Origin of the sequence: Paenibacillus sp. FSL R5-0475 (assembly GCF_038004585.1) — a bacterium.
Classification (GTDB): domain Bacteria; phylum Bacillota; class Bacilli; order Paenibacillales; family Paenibacillaceae; genus Paenibacillus_AQ.
The window spans coordinates 2,353,211-2,372,749 of sequence record NZ_JBBORK010000001.1 but is presented as its reverse complement, the minus strand read 5'-3'; the positions used below and the strand labels follow the sequence as shown (position 1 = coordinate 2,372,749).

Below are 19,539 nucleotides of genomic sequence, written 5' to 3'. Positions count from 1 at the left end.
ACCATGGCACAATATACGCCGATGATTGAGCAATATTTAAAAGTGAAGGAAGGGGCAAAGGATGCCTTCCTATTTTTTAGACTGGGCGATTTCTATGAAATGTTCTTTGAAGATGCCATTTTGGCTTCCAAGGAGCTTGAAATTACGTTGACAGGTCGCGAAGGCGGGGGCGCAGAGAAGATCCCGATGTGTGGAGTACCTTATCACGCCGCCGAGGGTTATATTCAACGCCTGATTGAAAAAGGATATAAAGTCGCTATTTGTGAGCAATTAGAGGATGCTTCTGTCACAAAGGGAATGGTGAAACGGGATATCGTACGTGTCGTGACACCTGGAACAGTTATGGATGGAAAAATCATTGCCGACAAAAGCAACAATTATCTTGTTTGTGTAACCGAAAGTGATGGGATGATGGCATTAGCTGCATGTGATTTAACTACAGGTGAATTGTATGTTACTTCAGTTTTATCTGGTGCAGAGTGGCTGCGCGATGAGATTGGCATTTATGAACCGGCTGAGATCATCGGAGACCCGACGTTATTGGAGCTTTTACGTAGTGAAACGCCTCTGTTGGCGAAACCTGTTGTGTACACACCTTGGGAGAAACGTGAGGAGGAGCTGGCACGTCGACAATTCGGTGAAGCCGCATGGGTTCGTCTGGAGAAAGAACGTGGACAATGTCTAGCGCTGCTAATCTCCTATCTAAACGAGACGCAACGGCGTTCAATGGGACAACTTAGTCAAATTTCTCCTTATGAACCAGGTAATTATATGATTCTTGATCCGTTCACACGCCGAAATCTGGAGCTAACAGAGACGGTCCGAGAACGTTCTAAAAAAGGATCTCTTCTATGGCTACTAGACCGTACCGAAACATCCATGGGTGCGCGATTGTTACGTCGTAGAATAGATAAGCCGCTGTTGCAGCGCGCTCCGATCGAACGTCGCCTAGAAGCAGTTGATTATTTGTACAACCAGTTTATTGTTCGAGAGGACCTGCGTTTAGCGTTGAAGGAAATTTATGACTTAGAGCGGCTGGTAGGTCGTATTGCCTTTGGTAGTGCGAATGGTCGTGACATGAATGCCTTAAAGCTATCATTGGCACAAATCCCTGCTTTGAAGGAATTATGTATGACTTCGGGATCTGCAACCCTACGCGAGATCGGTGCTAGCATGGATGAATGTGCCGAGATACGGGAGGATATAGATCGAGCAATTGTTGAAGATGCGCCGGTGTCCGTGCGAGACGGAGGGATTATCCGTTCTGGTTATCATGCCAGGTTGGACGAGCTGCGGGAAGCTAGTAGTAATGGTAAACGTTGGATCGCCGAACTGGAAGCGAAAGAACGGCAAGCCACAGGCATCAAATCACTGAAGATCGGATATAACAAAATCTTCGGTTATTTCATAGAGATCACCAAATCCAATCTGGCTTCGTTGCCGGAAGGGCGTTATGAACGTAAGCAGACGCTTGCAAATGCAGAGCGATTTGTTACACCTGAGCTTAAAGAGAAAGAGGCACTGATTCTTGAAGCGCAAGATAAAATGACAGATTTGGAATACAGCCTGTTTACTGAACTGCGTGATCGAATCAGCGGCCAAATTCCGCGACTGCAGAATCTTGCGGAAAAGGTAGCTGAGATTGATGTGTATCAATGTCTGGCAGCCGTCAGTGCCGAGCATCGCTTCGTAAAACCTGTTCTATCAGATGGGTACGATCTTCGACTTGAAGGTGGTCGTCATCCTGTCGTGGAGGCTGTGTTAAAGGACTCGGCATTTATAGCAAACGGAAGTACGCTAAGTAAGGAAGATGGAAATATTCTTTTAATCACTGGTCCTAATATGGCTGGGAAAAGTACCTATATGCGGCAGGTTGCACTCATTTGTATTATGGCTCAAATTGGCTGTTTTGTTCCGGCCACCAGTGCAGAAGTTCCGCTAATTGATCGAATCTTTACTCGTATTGGGGCAGCTGATGATTTGATCGGAGGTCAGAGTACATTTATGGTAGAAATGGCCGACATACAGGTCATGACAGAAAAAGCAACAGCCCGGAGTTTAATTATCATAGATGAGCTTGGTAGAGGAACATCGACGAGTGAAGGCATGGCGATTGCACAAGCGGTAATTGAGTATGTGCACGATACCATTTCTTGCAAAGCTTTAGTTTCGACGCATTTTCATGAATTGGCCCACTTAGAAGAAAGTCTTAAAGGGCTTAAGAATTACTCTATGGCCGTACAGGAGAGCGGGGATAAAGTAAACTTCCTGCGTAAGCTTGTTCCGGGAGCGGCAGACAGTAGCTATGGGATTTATTGTGCACGCCTAGCTGGGCTTCCTGAAGGGATCATTGATCGTGCTTACGGTCTGCTTCAGAGTATCGAGCAGGCGGCTCATCCAGGTGGTTCCTCTATTCATTATGGGGGTGGACTAGAAAGTCAGGCCGCTGCAAAAGAGGTCGCAACTACATCTACCCAACAACCCGATAATGTCATCGCAGAAACTTCGGGGATTCCTGCAGACTCCTATTCATCAATAGCAGATGAAGTAGTTCAACTGTCTATCTTTGGCGAGGAAGAACCACGTAAGAATCGGAAAGGTAGTGCAAATCAGTCGGCTGTAGTAACTGAAGTACAAGAGAATCCTGCGATAAAAGAATTCATCACTTCTGTGCGTAACGCAGATCTTATGAATATGACTCCGCTTCAGGCTATGAGTCTGCTGAACGACCTGAAGATGAAAGCAAAGGATCTTTAATTATTGATTGCCTAAATAAGAGGTGAATGAAATTGGCCAAAATTCATATATTGGACGAGCATATTGCCAACCAGATTGCTGCGGGTGAAGTTGTAGAGCGACCAGCTTCTGTTGTGAAGGAGCTAGTTGAGAATGCTATTGACGCAGGAAGCACAAGGATTGAGGTTTCGGTGGAGGAAGGCGGTTTACAGAGCATCCGAGTGAAAGATAACGGCTCAGGGATCGAGCCTGAGGATTGCGAGACCGCTTTTTATCGCCATGCTACAAGTAAAATCGCTAATGGGCGTGATCTATTCCAGATCACTAGCTTAGGGTTCCGTGGTGAGGCGCTCCCCAGTATTGCTGCGGTATCCAAAGTCTCTCTTCTAACGGCTACTGCCGATGACGGCAAAGGACGCCTGATTGATATTGAGGGTGGTAATTTAATTCGGAATGAAGATTCCCCTTCGGGCCGTGGGAGCGATTTAGCGGTGCGTGAATTATTTTTTAACACACCGGCACGGCTGAAATACATGAAGAGTATCCAGACGGAGCTTGGTCATATATCGGATGCCATGTATCGAATGGCGTTAGCCCATCCGGGAATCTCTTTTACCTTGCATCATAATGGCAATCAGCTGCTGCACACGCTTGGTAATGGTGATCTGCTGCAAGTGATCGCAGCGGTGTACGGAACCTCCGCAGCTAAGGCTATGTTGCCGATTACGGCAGAGGACTTGGATTATCGTATTTCTGGTTATATAAGTCGTCCGGAATGGACACGCTCAAATCGAAACGCAGTGACTACCATTGTGGGAGGACGATATATTCGCAGCAATGGTCTGAACGCAGCGATCATGCGTGCTTATCATACTTTACTTCCGATTAATCGCTATCCACTGCTGGTGCTCGAACTGGACATGCATCCTTCACTTGTGGATGTCAATGTTCATCCAGCTAAGCTGGAGGTTCGGTTTAGTAAGGAGAATGAGCTTTACACGTTTGTTGAACAAGAAATTCGTAAAGTGTTGTTAGGGCAAAGTTTGATACCGCGTCCCGGTAAAGAAACCATTGGGCCAAAGGGCAGCAGTTCATTTATACAGGAGCAGTTTGCTTTTTCTAAAGGGTCAGTTCCGGCACCCCCACCGTCTGAGGTGGGCAAGGATCCAGTTCCTCAGGGATCTGGTAGTTCCTTTAGTAGACAACAACCATCAAATGTTGAACAGAGCGCCAGGGAGATCAGAAAAGAGGGGCAGATTGATACTCCGATGACCCGTGAAACGGCTCCATCCTACGGGTCAGGATACCAGTCTTCCTCTTCACAAGGACGTCAAAATAATGTGAGCAACAACTATGCTAATGGGTATCGCCCGCAAGAAACTTCATCCCTGCAGAAGCAGATTCCTTCTGCCCAAGCGTTATGGGCACCGCCAGTCGATGAAGAACCTGGGCTTCCTGCCTTCCCGGAACTAAATTATATCGGACAGCATCATGGGACTTATATTATCGCTCAGAATGACGGCGGACTGTATCTCATTGATCAACATGCGGCACACGAACGCATAAATTACGAGTTTTTTTATGAGAAGTTCGGTCGTCCTGAAGACGCTTCTCAGGATCTGCTTTTGCCAATTACACTTGAGTTCACGCCTTCGGAAAGTCGTCAACTTAGTGAACGTCTACATTGGTTTCAGCAGGCTGGAGTGTACCTTGAACATTTTGGAGGACAGACTTTTCTGATTCGATCTTTGCCGTATTGGTTTCCTGAAGGCGAGGAGAAGGCGATCGTTGAAGAAATGGCGGAGTGGGTCTTGAGTGAACGATTGATTGACCTAGCAAAGCTACGAGAGAAATCGTCTATTCTATGCTCGTGTAAAGCCTCCATCAAAGCCAACCAGAAACTAACAGAACAGGAAGTCGAGGCATTGTTGTCACGTCTGGCAGCATGCAGACAGCCGTATACTTGTCCACATGGGCGTCCGATTGTGATTTCTTTTTCATCCTATGATTTAGAGAAATTGTTCAAACGGGTGATGTAATTGTACGATTAGAAATTTGTTTATAGCAAGACTGGAGGCAACATGATTATAACTACGGGTTATAGCCCGATAATGGATATTGTAGAGCGAGCTCAGAATCTCGCAGAGAGAACGGGCTGTAAATACGCTCCACGCGAGAAATTCTCTATACCCAAGATGGTGGAACACTACGGAGATGAGGATATACTAATTCTTTCTCAAGAAGCCGTTCGTTTACACCGATTAGGGATGGAGCCTATGGAGTTTCACCCAAGCATGGGTTTTGTTCGTGCGAAACGGATTCTAAAGGGTGAAATAGAACCGATGCTTGTCGCTGCTCGAATGCTTCCCGGAGATAGCGTACTAGATTGCACAGCGGGTCTAGGTGCTGATTCTTTGCTATTTGCTGTGCATGGTGGCGAGTCCTCAGAGATTACCGCTCTGGAGAGCTCATTGCCGCTGTATGCACTGCTCTATGAAGGGATGCGGCATTATACCTCTGGGCAAGTAAGGGTTAATGAGGCCTTGCGTAGAATTAATGTCGTCCATAGTGAACACTTGGACTACTTACGTGCTCTACCGGATCGCAGTGTAGATATTGTGTACTTCGATCCTATGTTCCGAGTGCCGCTGACCGGTTCTGCTTCGATTTCCCCGCTGCGGCAGTTTGCTAATCGTGCAGCACTATCACTAGAGAGTGTGGCTGAGGCGGTAAGAGTTGCACGTAAAACTGTTCTTTTGAAAGAAAAGGCTCTGAGCGGCGAATTCGAAAGGCTTGGCTTTACAGAGCTGCTCCGGAGCAACTCCAAAACATCGTACGGGGTGATACACATTGACAACTAAAGAGAGACATATGGTTCTAGTCTTACTAGGACCAACAGCCGTAGGTAAAACCAGGTTAAGTTTGGAGCTTGCGGCTGCATATAACGCAGAGATTATTTCTGGAGATTCGATGCAGGTTTATCGTGGTATGGATATTGGTACAGCTAAGATTACTCCAGCTGAGATGATGGGAATTCCTCACCACCTAATCGACATTCATGATCCACAGGACCCATATTCTGCTGCTGAATTTCAGGAACAAGGTAGCAGACTTATCGAAGAGATAAGCAGTCGTGGGAAACTTCCATTTATTGTTGGGGGAACGGGTCTCTATATTGAGTCCTTATGTTACGGTTTTCAATTCTCTGAAGCTGTGGCTGACGAAGCTTTCCGTAAAGAACAGGATCAATTTGCAGAAGAACATGGAGCGCTTGCACTGCATGCCAGACTTGAAGCCGTTGATCCGGTCAGTGCAGCGAAATTGCATCCGAATGACCGCCGTAGAATTATACGGGCACTGGAAATTCATCACCAGACAAACACCACACTTTCTGCTTCTCATGCAGCTCAAAAGAAGGAGTCGCCCTATGACTTATGCCTTATCGGTTTGACAATGGACCGGAAAATACTATATAAACGTATTGAGGACCGAATTGATAGCATGCTTGCGGATGGTCTTGTTGCTGAGGTGAAGGGACTGCTGGAAAACGGCTACAGCAGAAGCCTTGTGTCCATGCAGGGACTGGGCTACAAGGAAATTGCCGCTTACCTCGCAGGGGAACTGACGCTTGAGGAAGCTGTGATACTGCTTAAACGCGATACTCGCCGATTCGCCAAAAGACAGTTGTCATGGTTTCGCCACATGAAGGAAATCGAGTGGATCGATGTCGAAGGTGAGCAAAACTTTTCTGAGAATTTCTCGAAAATACGTGCTATAATAGCAGGAAAGTTTCTCTCAGGTCTTGAATATACTTCTGAACAATATAATTGAACCATTGGGGGTACGTCATATGAACAAGTCCATTAACATCCAAGATACATTCTTGAACCAACTACGCAAAGAAAATATCCCTGCTACAGTATATTTGACCAACGGTTTTCAAATCCGGGGAATTATTAAAGCATTCGACAATTTTACAATCGTTATTGACAGTGATGGACGCCAGCAAATGGTGTATAAGCACGCGATTTCCACTTTTACACCACAGCGCAGTGTGTCACTTATGCAGGACAATAGTAACGAAGAATAACATTAACAAAATTGAAGTGAAACCTTTCTTGTTAATAAATCGTTTGAATAGAGTGTGAGAGAGCAACCTGAGAAGGTTGTTCTTTTCATTCAGAGAAGTCCATACATGATTTATTCAAGGAAGGGAGTCAGGAGGCATCATGTCTAGAGATGATACATCAAGGACGAACAACAATAGAAATAGAGGATCGTCCAGTACCAATTCAAAACCAAAACCGAAAAGTAAGAAGAAAAAGAAGTTTTTGACTAAAAAGCGTGTGCTGTGGAGCTTGTTCTTTGCTACAGCGTTGGCCATTTTCTGTGCGCTTGGCGGTTATCTGTTCATTATGCTGAATGGGCAAAAACTTCTCCTAGAGAACCAAGACAAACTGACCGTAAATGAAACTACAAAAGTATATGACCGCAATGCTAATTTAATCGGCGAATTATCGCTTGAGAAAAGCGATCCTGTAGAGTATGAGAAGATTCCACCGTTATTGATCAATGCCTTTGTGGCCACAGAAGATAAACGCTTCTTTGAGCATTCTGGTGTGGATTTATGGTCAATCGGCCGGGCAGCGGTAAAAGATATTGCTGCACGCAGCATGGTAGAAGGTGGTAGTACCATTACTCAGCAGCTGGCTAAAAACATCTTTTTGACACGGGATAAAACATTTTTCCGTAAAGCGACTGAGGTATCCATTGCTGTAGCATTGGAGAACCAGAAATCTAAAGAAGAGATCATTACGATGTACCTGAACCGAATAAACTTTGGGGGTACGATCTACGGAATTAAAGCAGCATCTGAAAGATATTTTGGTAAGAGTGATCTGAATGATCTGAAAGTTTGGGAAATTGCGACACTGGCTGCGATGCCTAAGGGACCGTCTCGTTACAACCCTCTGCGTAACCCGGATCTTTCAAAGGAACGTCGTGCAGTAGTACTTCAGCTCATGTACGAACAAGGTTATATTACGGAGCAAGAGAGAGACGAAGCACAAGCCGTGGATTATAATTATAAGCCACCTGAAAAGAAACAGCGTTATCAAGCTTTTATTGACTTCGCAGTGGAAGAAGCAGAAGAGAAGTTTGGACTATCCGAAGATGATCTGAATATTGGTGGTTACAAGATATACACCACGATGGATAAGCACGCTCAAGAAACCGTAGAAGATGCTTTTGCAGACAGTGATAACTTCGAGAAGAGTGTAGACGACGAACTGGTACAAGGTTCTATGACCATCGTGAATCAAGAGAATGGCGGCATTGTCGCACTTCTAGGTGGACGGAATTATGAGAAAAAAGGCTATAGCCGTGTAAATGGCAGCCGACGTTCTCCTGGTTCAGCCTTTAAACCAATCGTTGCTTATGCTCCAGCACTGGAAACTGGAAAGTACGACAAGTATTCTACGTTAAGCAACGAGAAGCAGTGTTTTTCCAACTATTGCCCAACTAACCTTCACGGATATTCCAAGAGTATTAGTATGAGTGATGCTATACAGAAATCAGAGAATATTCCTTCGGTCTGGTTGCTTAATGAAATTGGAGTGAATACCGGATTTAAGTTTGCCAAGAAATTGGGGATTGGACTGGAAGACGAGGACAAGAACCTCTCACTGGCTCTCGGAGGTATGAGCAAAGGAACGAATACACTGGAAATGGCACAAGCTTACAGTGCTTTTGCAAATGGCGGTGAACTTCGAGAATCATATTCCATTAAATCGATCACTGATAGTAGTGGAGAGACCGTCTTCAAGGCTAATACAACGCCTGAGCGTGTTATGAGTAAGCAAACGGCTTATCAAATGACCGAGATGATGCAAAAGGTTGTAGAGAGTGGTACGGGTAGAAAAGCAAGGATTGATCGTCCAGTTGCTGGTAAGACCGGTACGACTCAAAGTGGATATTCTGGAATCAGCTCGAACCGTGATGTTTGGTTTGTGGGATATACACCTGAATGGACAGCTGCTGTTTGGATGGGTTATGACAAGCCAAGCAAGAAACATCTGCTTAAGAATAGCAGTGGGCTTGCCGCAGCATTCTGGGGTAAAGTGATGGAGGAAGCGTTAAGGGATGTTCCTAAGAAGTCCTTCCCACAGCTAGATAATGAAATCGCTCCTGCACCTACAGAAACACCTGAACCAGCTAAGAATGTTAGTGGACTTACTGCAGCTTATGATCCATCTACGATGACAGTAAATCTGGGCTGGCAGGCAGTTCCTGTTGCGGGTGTAGAATATCGTATTTATCGTAGAGAGACATCCGAGGCTGATTTCGGTTTACTGTTAAATACGGTCACGACTAGTGCAGGAGACTTTAGTGCAATGCCTGGTCTGGTTTACGAGTATTATGTTACTTCCTACGATCCTGCAACCCAAGTAGAAAGTGAACCATCGAATGTGGTTACTGTCTCTGTGCAGGATGAGATGCCAACACCTGAGCCGACCATTGATCCTAATCTCCCGACACCAACCCCTGAGAATGGTGGAGACAATGGCTGGGATAATGGCAACGGTGGTAATAATGGTGGTGGCAACGATGGAAGCGGGAATAATGGTGGAACAGGAACCTTGCCTGAATTCACTACGCCTCCACCGTCAGCAACACCGATACCTACTGCTCCGCCAGATGTACCTTCTGGAGGCGGAAGTTCGGGGAATGACAGTGGTAATGCAACACAAAGCCCTGATCAAGAGGCTAGTAATATGAATGGTGATTCTTCTGTTCAATAGTGATGCTTTGAATTTATGAAGTTAGCTTTTCTTTTCCTGAGGCTGTCTCAAAAGTAGTGAATGCTACTTATGGGACAGCTTCTTTCTTTTATAACTCCATATTTTTCTAATCGAATCTGTGATAAAAATTTGCTGTATTTTGCGGGATGTTTTGAGTGTATCCTCTAAATGTGGTAAGCTGAAGAAACCATACTGGAGAGGGTAATTTCTATGAAACGTAAATTCGGAGACCGGGCCAACTGGCGCCGGATTACGCGTCGCCATTTTGCCTGCCGCTATGTGGAGAGCCGGGAATTCAGCGGATATATTACGCTTTATACCATCTACGGGCTGAAAGAACCACTGTGGAAGAGCTATGGACGGCATACATATCGTATTGCGGATAAAGGTTATTCCTGGCTGCAATATTTCCCAAAAGACAGTCACTATATTGTGACGGCTATGTTCGACGAACGGCAAAATATCATTCAATGGTACATAGACACCTGCAAGGTGCAGGGCGTCACAGACCAAGGCGTTCCATGGTTTGATGATTTGTATCTGGATGTGGTTGTGCTTTGGAACGGCGAGGTTTTCTTGCTTGATGAGGATGAATTAGAGGAAGCGCTGGAGAGGGAAGATATTTCCGAGAGTGATTATAAACTCGCCTGGGAGACAGCCAATACTATTTTACGCGGCATCGATGCTCATGCTTTCCCTTATTTCTCACTATCTTTGAAGCATCGTGCCGAATTATTTCATCATGGAGAATTCAGGAGGAAATAAAGAAATGGAATGGTATGTCTACGGAAGAGGGTCTTCCCCGATTCGGATTGTTTCCAAAAAACGCAGATTCTGGACGAAACGAACGTTGCTTATCGCTTTATCGATAATTGTGATTGCTGGATTGTTGTGGTGTGCTTATGCGTTAAACAATATTAATAAAGCTGCCACCACAGATCCTATGCAAAAGGCGGATGTTGGGATCATTCTTGGCATGTCGATGTGGGGGGATGAGCCTAGCCCAGGACTTAAGGAACGGCTGGATTACGGACTGAAGCTTTATCAAAAAGGGATGTTCCCACATCTTATTGTATCTGGTGGTTTAGATAAACCTGATTTACAATACACAGAAGCTCAAGGAATGCGTAATTATTTGGTTGCTAAAGGAGTGCCAGATAGCGCCATTTACGTAGAGAATGAAGCTACCAGCACTTACGAGAATCTTTTGTTTAGTAAAGAGATTATGGCACGAGAAGGTTTGTCCTCAACAATAATCATTACGCATACTTATCATGGGTGGCGGGCTCATGAAATTGCTGGCGAGCTTGGATATGTGAATCCTGAGCTGGGACTTACAGAATCCACCGTTCTATCGATGACAAGACATAAAACACGTGAGATTCTAGCCTATACGAAATGGAAGCTTCAGCAGCTATTCCTGTGATTTGTCCAAAAAATCCCGAATCTTCTAATAACACTTCATTTACTGGAATAGACTTGATTAGAGAAGTCAGCCCTGGATAATGAGGTGATACCGATGAGCGGACGCGTAGCAGCGGCCAGTGGACGGGAGGAAGAAAGACCGTCTCGACAAATCAATATTGTATTGCGGAGTCAAGAGCCTCCGGCTATAACTAACCCTTCTGGAGAGAGTCGGCCGGTACCTCCAAAAAATCACGGCCACACTAGCCTATTCCAAGAGTTAACGCAAGAATTGGAAGGTTTAGTGGGTCTGGACAATATCAAAGAGCTAGTCTTTGAAATCTACGCCTTGTTACAAATTGCTCAAATGCGAACTGAGGCAGGACTTGCAAGCGGCGGGCAAGCTTATCACATGGTTTTTAAAGGGAATCCCGGAACTGGCAAGACAACCGTGGCTAGAATCGTGGCTAAGCTGTTCCAGCGTATGGGTGTACTGACCAAAGGACATCTTATTGAGGTGGAGAGGGCCGACCTTGTAGGAGAATACATCGGTCATACTGCACAGAAGACTCGCGACCTGGTAAAAAAGGCTTTGGGCGGTATTTTGTTTATCGATGAGGCTTATAGCCTTGCTCGGGGTGGAGAAAAGGATTTTGGGAAAGAAGCGATTGATACGCTCGTCAAGGCCATGGAGGATCATCGCAGTCAATTTATACTTATCTTAGCGGGGTACTCTGGAGAGATGGAGTATTTTTTGATGAGCAATCCCGGATTGCCTTCACGGTTTCCGATACAAGTGGAATTTCCTGATTATACGATCGATCAACTGCTGCAAATCGCTGAACTGATGGCAAAAGATCGCGACTATATTTTGATGCCACAGGCGATACTCAAGTTAAAGCAGCATTTGTTAGTAGAGAAGACGGAGAGTCTTCATGCTTTCAGTAATGCGAGGTATGTTCGCAACGCCATTGAGAAAGCTGTTCGGGGTCAGGCTGTCAGACTGTTAAACCAGTATGAAAGTACCAGCCCAGGCAAGCAGGAATTAATGACGCTTCGAACTGAGGATTTCAAATTATGAATTACAGGATACTATCACCGTCATAAGGAGCATGACATACATGGCAATAACTACGCATGATACGGAAACAGATGTACAAGATCGAGCGATATTGGTAAGTCTCGTCACAGATAAAATTAAAAGAACCGGAATTGATCCAGAGCTTTCACTACAGGAATTAGTGCAATTAGCCGAAACGGCTGGTGTTGAAGTTCTGGATGTGCTGCGTCAAAACAAGGAAACACCTGATTCTAGATGGTTTATTGGTAAAGGTAAAGTAGAAGAGCTACGGATGGCTGCTGATGCTCTCGGGGCTAATACAGCTATCTTTGATCAAGAATTGTCAGGAGCCCAAGTACGGAACCTTGAGGAGGCTCTGGATCTTAAGATTATTGACCGGACGCAGCTTATTCTGGATATATTTGCGGGGCGTGCGAAGACGCGAGAAGGAATTATTCAGGTAGAGCTGGCACAATTGTCCTATCTGTTACCCCGGCTTTCCGGCCAAGGGAAGAACCTATCCAGACTAGGTGGCGGAATTGGTACCAGAGGTCCGGGTGAAAGTAAGCTGGAAACTGATCGCCGACATATTCGTGATCGGATTACGGAGCTGAAACGCCAGCTGGATGAGGTTGTTAAGACTCGTGAGCTACATCGGGAGCGTCGCCGCAAGGCGGGAGCAGTGCAAGTCGCACTTGTTGGGTATACGAATGCAGGGAAATCAACGCTACTTAAGCAACTAACCGATGCGGATGTCTATATTGAAAACCAGTTGTTTGCCACACTGGACCCTACTTCACGTGTACTTGAGCTAGCAGGTGGTAAAGAGGTTGTGCTGACGGATACTGTAGGCTTCATTCAGAATCTTCCGCATGATCTTGTCGCATCTTTCCGTGCAACGCTGGAGGAAGTGAATGAGGCCAATTTGGTGCTACATGTGGTGGATGCCTCTTCACCAATGCGTGAGGAGCAGATGGAGATTGTCCAATCCATCTTGCAGGATCTAGGTGCATCTGGTACACCGCAAATCGTACTTTTTAATAAAATTGATCTATGTCAGCCTGAGCAACTGGAAATGTTGCCTACAGGTACAGGGTACTTGAAGATCAGTGCATTAAATCCTGAAGATTTAACTCGGATTACCGAAATGATCGCCGATGAACTGGCTGGCGACACACTCAACTTCCGCATTCCCGGAGACCGAGGTGACATTTCTTCCTTGCTCTACAGGGTGGGAGAGGTTCTGGAAACGACATATGATGAGAACGATGTGCTCTATAACGTTCGTCTTAATAAAGAGGATTATGACAAATGGGGTTACATGCTTGCTGATTTTGTGGACCAGCAGTAATCTTGTCAGTCATTCCTAAGGTGGAAATGCTTCGTTTATAGGTATAAAATAATAGCTAATCTAGAAAGCGTCAGTTTACTGCCGCTTTCTGTCATTATGATGGCAAGTAAATGTAAGGAGCGAATAAGAACGAATGGTAGTTTTTGCAGAGGATATTTTGAGCGCGGCAGAGGCCGCAGAAGTTGAAATAGAAGGCGCTGTCAAAGCCCTTGATCGTATTGTAGATAAGAATCAGTGGAAGGTTATAGAAGCGTTCCAGCGTCATCAAGTCAGTGATTTTCACTTTGCCGGTTCAACGGGGTATGCGTATAATGACCGTGGCCGTGAAGTGTTGGATCTTGTCTATGCTGACGTTTTTGGTGCGGAATCTGCTCTGGTTCGCCCGCATTTCGCTTCAGGAACACACACCATATCAACAGCCCTATTTGGTGTACTGCGTCCAGGAGATGAGCTGCTATACATCACAGGACGTCCGTACGATACCTTACATAAGGTAATTGGTCACACAGGGGATGGGACAGGTTCACTCGCAGATTTCGGAATTACTTACCGGGAGGTTGCTCTTACTGCAGATGGCAAGATCGATTGGGATGAGGTAGCTCTCGCTATTAACGAAAATACTAAAGTGATTGGAATCCAAAGGTCACGAGGATATGATTGGCGTGCTTCTTTCACAGTGGCTGAAATTGGTGAAATGACTTCGAGGGTAAAGGTGTTGAAACCGGAAGTGATTGTCTTCGTAGACAATTGTTATGGTGAGTTTACCGAAGATCTTGAGCCTCCACAGGTTGGTGTGGATCTAGTAGCAGGATCGTTAATTAAGAATCCGGGTGGCGGTATTGCTGAGACAGGCGGTTATATTTGTGGCCGACAGGATCTTGTAGAATTGGCAGCTTATCGATTAACCGCTCCTGGCATAGGTGGTGAAGTAGGGGCTATGTTAGGAACAACACGTGGGCTTTACCAAGGGTTATTTATGGCACCACACACGGTCGGACAAGCTTTAAAAGGGAGTATTTTTGCTGCATCCGTATTTCAGCGTTGCGGGTTTGAGACAAAGCCAGCCTGGAACGAGCCTCGTACAGATTTGATTCAGGCGGTTTCCTTTGATGGACCAGAACACTTAATTGCCTTTGTTCAGGGCATACAACGCGCTGCGGCTGTGGACAGCCATGTGGTACCAGAGCCTTGGGATATGCCAGGTTATGAACATCCTGTTATTATGGCTGCAGGTACGTTTATACAAGGTGGAAGCTTGGAGTTATCTGCAGATGCGCCTATACGGGCTCCTTATATTGGCTATATGCAAGGCGGGTTAACCTATTCACATGTTAAATATGGCGTTTTGATGGCACTTCAAAGTATGCGTGAAAGAAAATTGCTGTAAGAATATCTCACATACCATTGACACGCTGTATTAGGAAATGTACAATGAGATCAGAAAAAGATCATTGGAAGGTTGGATGAGTCATGGGTGATGAAATCCGCAGAAATATGGCATTATTTCCTATTGGAATTGTAATGAAGCTGACTGATTTGTCCGCGAGACAAATTCGTTATTATGAGCAGCACAGTCTGATCGTACCAGCACGTACGTCGGGGAATCAGCGTTTGTTCTCTTTTAATGATGTTGAGCGCCTATTAGAAATTAAAGCTCTGATCGAGAAGGGTGTTAATATTGCTGGCATTAAGCAAGTAATGAATCCTGTCTCTAAGGAATCTGAGGAAGCTACTGTTATTACCCCTGATACAGAGGTAAGACGTAGAGAGTTATCCGATTCCCAGCTTCACCGAATGCTGAAGCAAGAACTAGTTTCCGGTAAAAGACCGGGACAAGTGTCTCTGATTCAAGGTGAGTTATCCCGGTTTTTTAATAAATAATAATATATAGAAGTTCGAAAGGGAGAGGATCACATGAGCTTTTCTAAAGAGGATATTTTACGCATTGCCAAGGAAGAGAATGTTCGTTTTATTCGTCTGCAATTTACGGATCTATTAGGTACTATCAAGAATGTAGAGATTCCAGTTAGCCAATTGGAAAAAGCGCTTGATAATAAAATGATGTTTGATGGTTCTTCCATCGAAGGATACGTACGGATTGAAGAATCTGATATGTATCTCTTCCCTGACCTAGATACATGGGTAATCTTCCCTTGGGTGACTGATAGTCGTGTAGCTCGTCTGATTTGTGACGTCTACATGCCAGATGGTACACCTTTTGCTGGAGACCCGCGTGGTATCCTCAAACGTTGTCTGAAGGAAGCTGAAGAAATGGGTTTCACAGCTATGAACGTTGGACCAGAACCTGAATTCTTCCTATTCAAGACAGACGAAAGAGGAAATCCTACTACGGAATTGAACGACCAAGGTGGATACTTTGACTTAGCGCCAACGGATTTAGGGGAAAACTGTCGTCGTGAAATCGTACTGACCCTTGAAGAAATGGGCTTTGAAATCGAAGCTTCCCACCATGAAGTAGCTTCGGGCCAGCATGAAATTGACTTTAAATATGCTGACGCGATTACTGCTGCTGACCAAATTCAAACCTTTAAGCTCGTCGTGAAAACGGTAGCCCGTCAGCACGGCCTGCATGCAACTTTTATGCCTAAACCATTGTTCGGTATCAACGGATCTGGTATGCACGCTCACCAATCCTTGTTTAAAGGCAAAGAAAACATGTTCTACGACGAAAGCGACAAGCTGGGTCTGAGCAAAACTGCACGTTACTACATGGCTGGTATTTTGAAGCACGCTCGTGCTTTTGCAGCGATTACTAACCCAACAGTGAACTCATACAAACGCCTTGTTCCTGGTTATGAAGCACCTTGCTACGTAGCTTGGTCTGCAAGTAACCGTAGCCCAATGATTCGTATTCCGGCTTCTAGAGGTCTTAGCACACGTGTTGAGGTTCGTAACCCGGATCCAGCAGCTAACCCTTACCTCGCACTTGCTGTTATGTTGAAAGCAGGTCTTGACGGAATTAAACGTAAGCTTGATCTTCCAGCTCCGATTGACCGTAACATCTATGTGATGTCTGAAGAAGAGCGCATCGAAGAAGGCATTCCAAGCTTGCCATCCGATTTGAAAGAAGCACTTAGCGAAATGATCCGCAGTCATGTTATCACCGAAGCTCTCGGCGAACATGCTTTGGCTCACTTCTACGAGCTAAAAGAAATCGAATGGGATATCTACCGCACTCAGGTTCATGAGTGGGAAAGAGCGCAATACATGACTCTTTACTAGAATAAATCAGCCCTTGGCGCTCTAAGCGTTAAGGGTTTTTTTCTGTGTGGGTAAGGTTTGGAGGTTTTGTGGAAAGTTAATGAGCGCCCCCGTAATGCCCCCTGAAAATGTAGTTTTATTCGAGGATACTAAGCAGTTGGAGTTAGAAAAGGCAAAAGAAGAACGACTGCAGCAGATTGAACCTATAGCAGATCTAATCATAACGGCTGCTGGCAGGGATCTCCGAGCAAAGGAAATTAGATTTTTGGAATCATTAGAAACCAAGGATCTAGAAACCTTCACTGCAATGTTTACTGAAGCTCTTATTGGCTATGCTGCTCAGGGTTCTTATCATCCAAATGACCGATTTGAAGATTATAAATGTCTTATAACAACGAATTAAAGTTATTTATGAGGGAAGGTTGAAGATGGAATTCATTTCGAAAAAGCAGCAAGCAATAATCGACTTTATTGAAAAATTCTCATTTGAATTTCATTATCCGCCCAGCATACGCGAAATTGCAGTAGCCATGGGGCACCAGTCAATATCGACAACTCACGGTTTTATTAAGCACTTGGAGAACAAAAAGCTCCTGTCCTGGAGGAGGAATCAACAAAGAACCATAGTGCTCACCATAAAAGGAATGAATCAGGTAATTAAGGCAGGAGCATCTGAGATAAATGCCAAGGCTGAGCTGTGACACAAAAATAAGGGGCATAAGCCCCAATGACGGATAATAAGACATGGTTCTGGCAGTTCGAAATTTCTAATTGATCAGACAATAATTCTTTCTGACATATTTCCTTCATCCTGCAAATGCTATTCCATTAAACGCAGCATTTACCATCCATATTCCGTTTCTCCCAACTTCTAAGTCTGAGTAAATAAAAAGTGAATAGCGAATTTGACCATTTGAAACAGTAGGAATATCGGGGAAATCTCCTGCGGTTATTGAGATTGTGGATGCTGTACTCTCTATAGGACCTGGACGGACTTGCGATTCATAGATTAGTGTGCCAGAACCAAGGATTCCGTTTCCGTTTCTTTCTATTACGACTGTTACTGAGGTTTCATCTGGTGTATCGAAAGCTTTATAGAAAGTTACTGAACCAGACAACCATATACGTACCTTGTTTGCATCTGGCGTTCCTACAATTGAAGATGTTTGAATTCCCAAATCTCCAATCAAAATTGGGTTGACGTATACGTACTCAATTGCACTCCCTAACCCAGACATATGTTCCGAAATCCGCATATCAAGAGCTCGTGTTGTCATGAGACTCACTCCTTTTTTTTTTATAGAGTATGTTGTCCAACAAGTCTTGTGAGCCTTTTTTTAGAGTAGATAGGAGGGGAAGTATGAAAGCCATAACCATCATTCAGCCATGGGCAACGCTCATAGCTCTCAGGGAGAAGAAGTTTGAAACGCGCAGCTTTCCGAACGACAAGCCCGAAAAGGAACATTGAGCAGAGAAGAAGTTGAGTTAATGGATGCGCTGGCTGCTCTAGAAGAGTCACAACAACTGAACAAAACTTATGAACGCTCAATTAGTAACAGTCTAGAAAACATAGATAGGATCGGATAGCACTTAAGGAGGTGCAGCAGACCATAGCCCGACAACGGGAGGTACTGGAGTTCTATGCAAATCAAGTAAATTGGGAACTGCCAAGCTTCGGTAGAGGTCATTCAAAGGTTACGAGCGACAGAGGAAGTAAAGCACGTGAATTGTTGGAGGAAGGGAGCAACAAGGCATGACACAGGTAAAGGATAAGACAAACATTTGCCCCCGAGAGAGGGCATAGGCAGCATATATCACGCTTAGTAGTGTCAAAGAGTAGATCGGGGGATTCGCTAAATGAAAAAGTCTAAAAAAGTTAAGCTACAAGAGCATTGCATTATAAGGCTTCAATACAGTTATTCAGACGGAGGAATAGCAGGATACAACGAATGTAATCCATTCTTGTGTGATACAATACCTGATCTAGTTAAGTATTTATCTTTGGAAGGAATAGAAAGGTTAAAGGAAAAAGGAGTAGCCGATGACAAATGAATTAATTGATAGGAATGAATCTCCTGTCAAAGTAGGTGACCAAGTAGAGGTAAGGCTCCCTACATATATCGGACACATCGTCTGCAGCGGACCTGTAGAGTACCGGACAGAGGATGTAGGCTGCTACGGACCGGTTACGGCATTAACGATCCGCAGAGAGGATTTACGTATCTCAGTAGCATTAGCAAATCTACAACAAAAATGATAATTTTACAGCTGTTTGTCCATCGTCCGACAGCATAAACCCAGCAACACGAGGGCCGCACCAGATCATTAAGGGAGTAGGAGTATCCCTCCTCTCCCAAAGGCACAGTAGACGCATACTGCGACATAAAAAAAGATAAAAGTGATTATGCACCCTTATCTTTTTCAAGCAATTCTATTATTCTGTCTAATTTTTTCTCTATGCTAGCATTTTTATCTGAAACCTTGTTTTTAGTTAGATAATCTTTTTTTAACAGTAAAACCAAGGGAATTGCCCAAACAAATGCCAATGGTATTAAAAAAATATATTGCAAGATAACACCTCATTAATAGTTATTGTTTTATTATAACAAACTAAAAAAAAGAACTTATTTGAAGTTATTTACTGCGCAGTACGAAGATACATGACATTAAGGGATAGAGGAGGTTACAGCACTCCTCTCCCACATATTGCGAATCAGGGAAGAGAAGTTCGTTTTGATAACGAAATGATGTTTTTGTCCTTATCATCACCATGGTCCGCATTTTCTTCTATCTCTTTTTTCTCATCGTGAAACTCAATATGAGAATAGGCCGTGATGTAGTCAAATGGAGTGTAATTATTACTTGGTAATTTTCTTGTAAGTAATATCTTGACAATGATGATTCCTAATGAGAAATAGAAAATGGCTCCTACTCCAACCAACATGAATTGTACTAAGTTCATTGTT

20 protein-coding genes and 1 pseudogene are annotated in these 19,539 nt (G+C 44.5%); 18 read left to right on the top strand and 3 right to left on the bottom strand.

What is annotated here, in order from left to right; all coding sequences use genetic code 11:
- Positions 1-3: 3 nt before the first annotated feature.
- The 15 genes from mutS to MKX41_RS10450 all read left to right on the top strand — a co-directional run bounded on the left by mutS (position 4) and on the right by MKX41_RS10450 (position 17,274).
- Positions 4-2,757 carry a DNA mismatch repair protein MutS gene (mutS, locus tag MKX41_RS10520; protein ID WP_340970224.1) on the top strand — a complete coding sequence of 918 codons (2,754 nt, stop codon included), beginning with the start codon at positions 4-6 and terminating at the stop codon, positions 2,755-2,757.
- 32 nt (positions 2,758-2,789) lie between these two features.
- On the top strand, positions 2,790-4,775 hold the full coding sequence (mutL, locus tag MKX41_RS10515; RefSeq protein WP_081951145.1) for a DNA mismatch repair endonuclease MutL: 1,986 nt from the start codon (positions 2,790-2,792) through the stop codon (positions 4,773-4,775).
- Between the two features lie 42 nt (positions 4,776-4,817).
- Entirely contained in the window at positions 4,818-5,597 is a 780-nt protein-coding gene (locus MKX41_RS10510) for a class I SAM-dependent methyltransferase (protein WP_076298773.1), read from the top strand.
- A 10-nt stretch (positions 5,598-5,607) separates the two neighbouring features.
- A complete protein-coding gene (miaA, locus tag MKX41_RS10505) occupies positions 5,608-6,567 on the top strand; it encodes a tRNA (adenosine(37)-N6)-dimethylallyltransferase MiaA (RefSeq protein ID WP_340974876.1) in 960 nt (319 codons plus the stop codon).
- A 19-nt stretch (positions 6,568-6,586) separates the two neighbouring features.
- Positions 6,587-6,826, top strand: a complete 240-nt coding sequence (gene hfq / locus MKX41_RS10500) for an RNA chaperone Hfq (protein ID WP_042128368.1) — start codon at positions 6,587-6,589, stop codon at positions 6,824-6,826.
- 139 nt (positions 6,827-6,965) lie between these two features.
- Positions 6,966-9,536 carry a transglycosylase domain-containing protein gene (locus tag MKX41_RS10495; protein ID WP_042188891.1) on the top strand — a complete coding sequence of 857 codons (2,571 nt, stop codon included), beginning with the start codon at positions 6,966-6,968 and terminating at the stop codon, positions 9,534-9,536.
- A gap of 210 nt (positions 9,537-9,746) precedes the next feature.
- Entirely contained in the window at positions 9,747-10,301 is a 555-nt protein-coding gene (locus tag MKX41_RS10490; RefSeq protein ID WP_042128364.1) for a DUF402 domain-containing protein, read from the top strand.
- Between the two features lie 4 nt (positions 10,302-10,305).
- Entirely contained in the window at positions 10,306-10,962 is a 657-nt protein-coding gene (locus tag MKX41_RS10485) for a YdcF family protein (protein ID WP_340970217.1), read from the top strand.
- Between the two features lie 93 nt (positions 10,963-11,055).
- A complete protein-coding gene (locus MKX41_RS10480) occupies positions 11,056-12,021 on the top strand; it encodes an AAA family ATPase (protein ID WP_042188887.1) in 966 nt (321 codons plus the stop codon).
- A 40-nt stretch (positions 12,022-12,061) separates the two neighbouring features.
- A complete protein-coding gene (hflX, locus tag MKX41_RS10475) occupies positions 12,062-13,351 on the top strand; it encodes a GTPase HflX (RefSeq protein ID WP_340970214.1) in 1,290 nt (429 codons plus the stop codon).
- 133 nt (positions 13,352-13,484) lie between these two features.
- Positions 13,485-14,738 carry a methionine gamma-lyase family protein gene (locus MKX41_RS10470; protein ID WP_042188884.1) on the top strand — a complete coding sequence of 418 codons (1,254 nt, stop codon included), beginning with the start codon at positions 13,485-13,487 and terminating at the stop codon, positions 14,736-14,738.
- An 83-nt stretch (positions 14,739-14,821) separates the two neighbouring features.
- Positions 14,822-15,232, top strand: a complete 411-nt coding sequence (locus tag MKX41_RS10465; RefSeq protein ID WP_042128355.1) for a MerR family transcriptional regulator — start codon at positions 14,822-14,824, stop codon at positions 15,230-15,232.
- A gap of 33 nt (positions 15,233-15,265) precedes the next feature.
- On the top strand, positions 15,266-16,594 hold the full coding sequence (glnA, locus tag MKX41_RS10460) for a type I glutamate--ammonia ligase (protein ID WP_042128352.1): 1,329 nt from the start codon (positions 15,266-15,268) through the stop codon (positions 16,592-16,594).
- Positions 16,595-16,688: 94 nt separating this feature from the next.
- A complete protein-coding gene (locus MKX41_RS10455; protein WP_340970209.1) occupies positions 16,689-16,976 on the top strand; it encodes a hypothetical protein in 288 nt (95 codons plus the stop codon).
- 25 nt (positions 16,977-17,001) lie between these two features.
- The gene (locus tag MKX41_RS10450; protein WP_340970207.1) at positions 17,002-17,274 is read left to right on the top strand and encodes a LexA family protein; all 273 of its coding nucleotides are present in this window, start codon (positions 17,002-17,004) and stop codon (positions 17,272-17,274) included.
- Between the two features lie 105 nt (positions 17,275-17,379).
- On the opposite strand, the gene MKX41_RS10445 is transcribed toward MKX41_RS10450, so the two are convergent.
- Positions 17,380-17,850 (bottom strand): hypothetical protein, encoded by a 471-nt coding sequence (locus tag MKX41_RS10445; protein WP_042188882.1) that lies wholly within the window; start codon positions 17,848-17,850, stop codon positions 17,380-17,382.
- A gap of 83 nt (positions 17,851-17,933) precedes the next feature.
- On the opposite strand from MKX41_RS10445, the pseudogene MKX41_RS10440 reads away from it, so the two are divergent.
- The 3 genes and pseudogenes from MKX41_RS10440 to MKX41_RS10430 all read left to right on the top strand — a co-directional run.
- A pseudogene (locus tag MKX41_RS10440) lies at positions 17,934-18,011 on the top strand (2-oxoglutarate dehydrogenase E1); the annotation flags it as partial.
- Positions 18,012-18,430: 419 nt separating this feature from the next.
- Positions 18,431-18,625: a hypothetical protein gene (locus MKX41_RS10435; RefSeq protein WP_340970204.1), complete on the top strand. Its 195-nt coding sequence runs from the start codon at positions 18,431-18,433 to the stop codon at positions 18,623-18,625.
- Positions 18,615-18,830: a hypothetical protein gene (locus MKX41_RS10430; RefSeq protein ID WP_340970202.1), complete on the top strand. Its 216-nt coding sequence runs from the start codon at positions 18,615-18,617 to the stop codon at positions 18,828-18,830. The genes MKX41_RS10435 and MKX41_RS10430 overlap by 11 nt, the downstream gene beginning before the upstream one ends.
- Positions 18,831-18,975: 145 nt before the next feature.
- Here MKX41_RS10430 and MKX41_RS10425 read toward each other — a convergent pair whose 3' ends face one another.
- Positions 18,976-19,143, bottom strand: coding sequence for a DUF4083 family protein (locus MKX41_RS10425; RefSeq protein ID WP_339241639.1), 168 nt, complete (start codon positions 19,141-19,143; stop codon positions 18,976-18,978).
- Positions 19,144-19,286: 143 nt separating this feature from the next.
- On the bottom strand, positions 19,287-19,535 hold the full coding sequence (locus MKX41_RS10420; RefSeq protein WP_339241636.1) for a DUF3951 domain-containing protein: 249 nt from the start codon (positions 19,533-19,535) through the stop codon (positions 19,287-19,289).
- Between the last annotated feature and the right edge of the window lie 4 nt (positions 19,536-19,539).

Bases quoted from the DNA above. Each gene is read 5' to 3' on its own strand.
- MKX41_RS10435 (WP_340970204.1), top strand. From the start codon at position 18,431: ATGAAAAAGTCTAAAAAAGTTAAGCTACAAGAGCATTGCATTATAAGG.
- MKX41_RS10485 (WP_340970217.1), top strand. From the start codon at position 10,306: ATGGAATGGTATGTCTACGGAAGAGGGTCTTCCCCGATTCGGATTGTT.
- MKX41_RS10445 (WP_042188882.1), bottom strand. From the start codon at position 17,850: ATGACAACACGAGCTCTTGATATGCGGATTTCGGAACATATGTCTGGG.
- MKX41_RS10430 (WP_340970202.1), top strand. From the start codon at position 18,615: ATGACAAATGAATTAATTGATAGGAATGAATCTCCTGTCAAAGTAGGT.
- MKX41_RS10510 (WP_076298773.1), top strand. From the start codon at position 4,818: ATGATTATAACTACGGGTTATAGCCCGATAATGGATATTGTAGAGCGA.
- hfq (WP_042128368.1), top strand. From the start codon at position 6,587: ATGAACAAGTCCATTAACATCCAAGATACATTCTTGAACCAACTACGC.
- MKX41_RS10490 (WP_042128364.1), top strand. From the start codon at position 9,747: ATGAAACGTAAATTCGGAGACCGGGCCAACTGGCGCCGGATTACGCGT.
- glnA (WP_042128352.1), top strand. From the start codon at position 15,266: ATGAGCTTTTCTAAAGAGGATATTTTACGCATTGCCAAGGAAGAGAAT.
- hflX (WP_340970214.1), top strand. From the start codon at position 12,062: ATGGCAATAACTACGCATGATACGGAAACAGATGTACAAGATCGAGCG.
- MKX41_RS10455 (WP_340970209.1), top strand. From the start codon at position 16,689: ATGCCCCCTGAAAATGTAGTTTTATTCGAGGATACTAAGCAGTTGGAG.
- MKX41_RS10480 (WP_042188887.1), top strand. From the start codon at position 11,056: ATGAGCGGACGCGTAGCAGCGGCCAGTGGACGGGAGGAAGAAAGACCG.
- mutS (WP_340970224.1), top strand. From the start codon at position 4: ATGGCACAATATACGCCGATGATTGAGCAATATTTAAAAGTGAAGGAA.
- MKX41_RS10465 (WP_042128355.1), top strand. From the start codon at position 14,822: ATGGGTGATGAAATCCGCAGAAATATGGCATTATTTCCTATTGGAATT.
- MKX41_RS10420 (WP_339241636.1), bottom strand. From the start codon at position 19,535: ATGAACTTAGTACAATTCATGTTGGTTGGAGTAGGAGCCATTTTCTAT.
- MKX41_RS10470 (WP_042188884.1), top strand. From the start codon at position 13,485: ATGGTAGTTTTTGCAGAGGATATTTTGAGCGCGGCAGAGGCCGCAGAA.
- miaA (WP_340974876.1), top strand. From the start codon at position 5,608: ATGGTTCTAGTCTTACTAGGACCAACAGCCGTAGGTAAAACCAGGTTA.
- MKX41_RS10495 (WP_042188891.1), top strand. From the start codon at position 6,966: ATGTCTAGAGATGATACATCAAGGACGAACAACAATAGAAATAGAGGA.
- MKX41_RS10450 (WP_340970207.1), top strand. From the start codon at position 17,002: ATGGAATTCATTTCGAAAAAGCAGCAAGCAATAATCGACTTTATTGAA.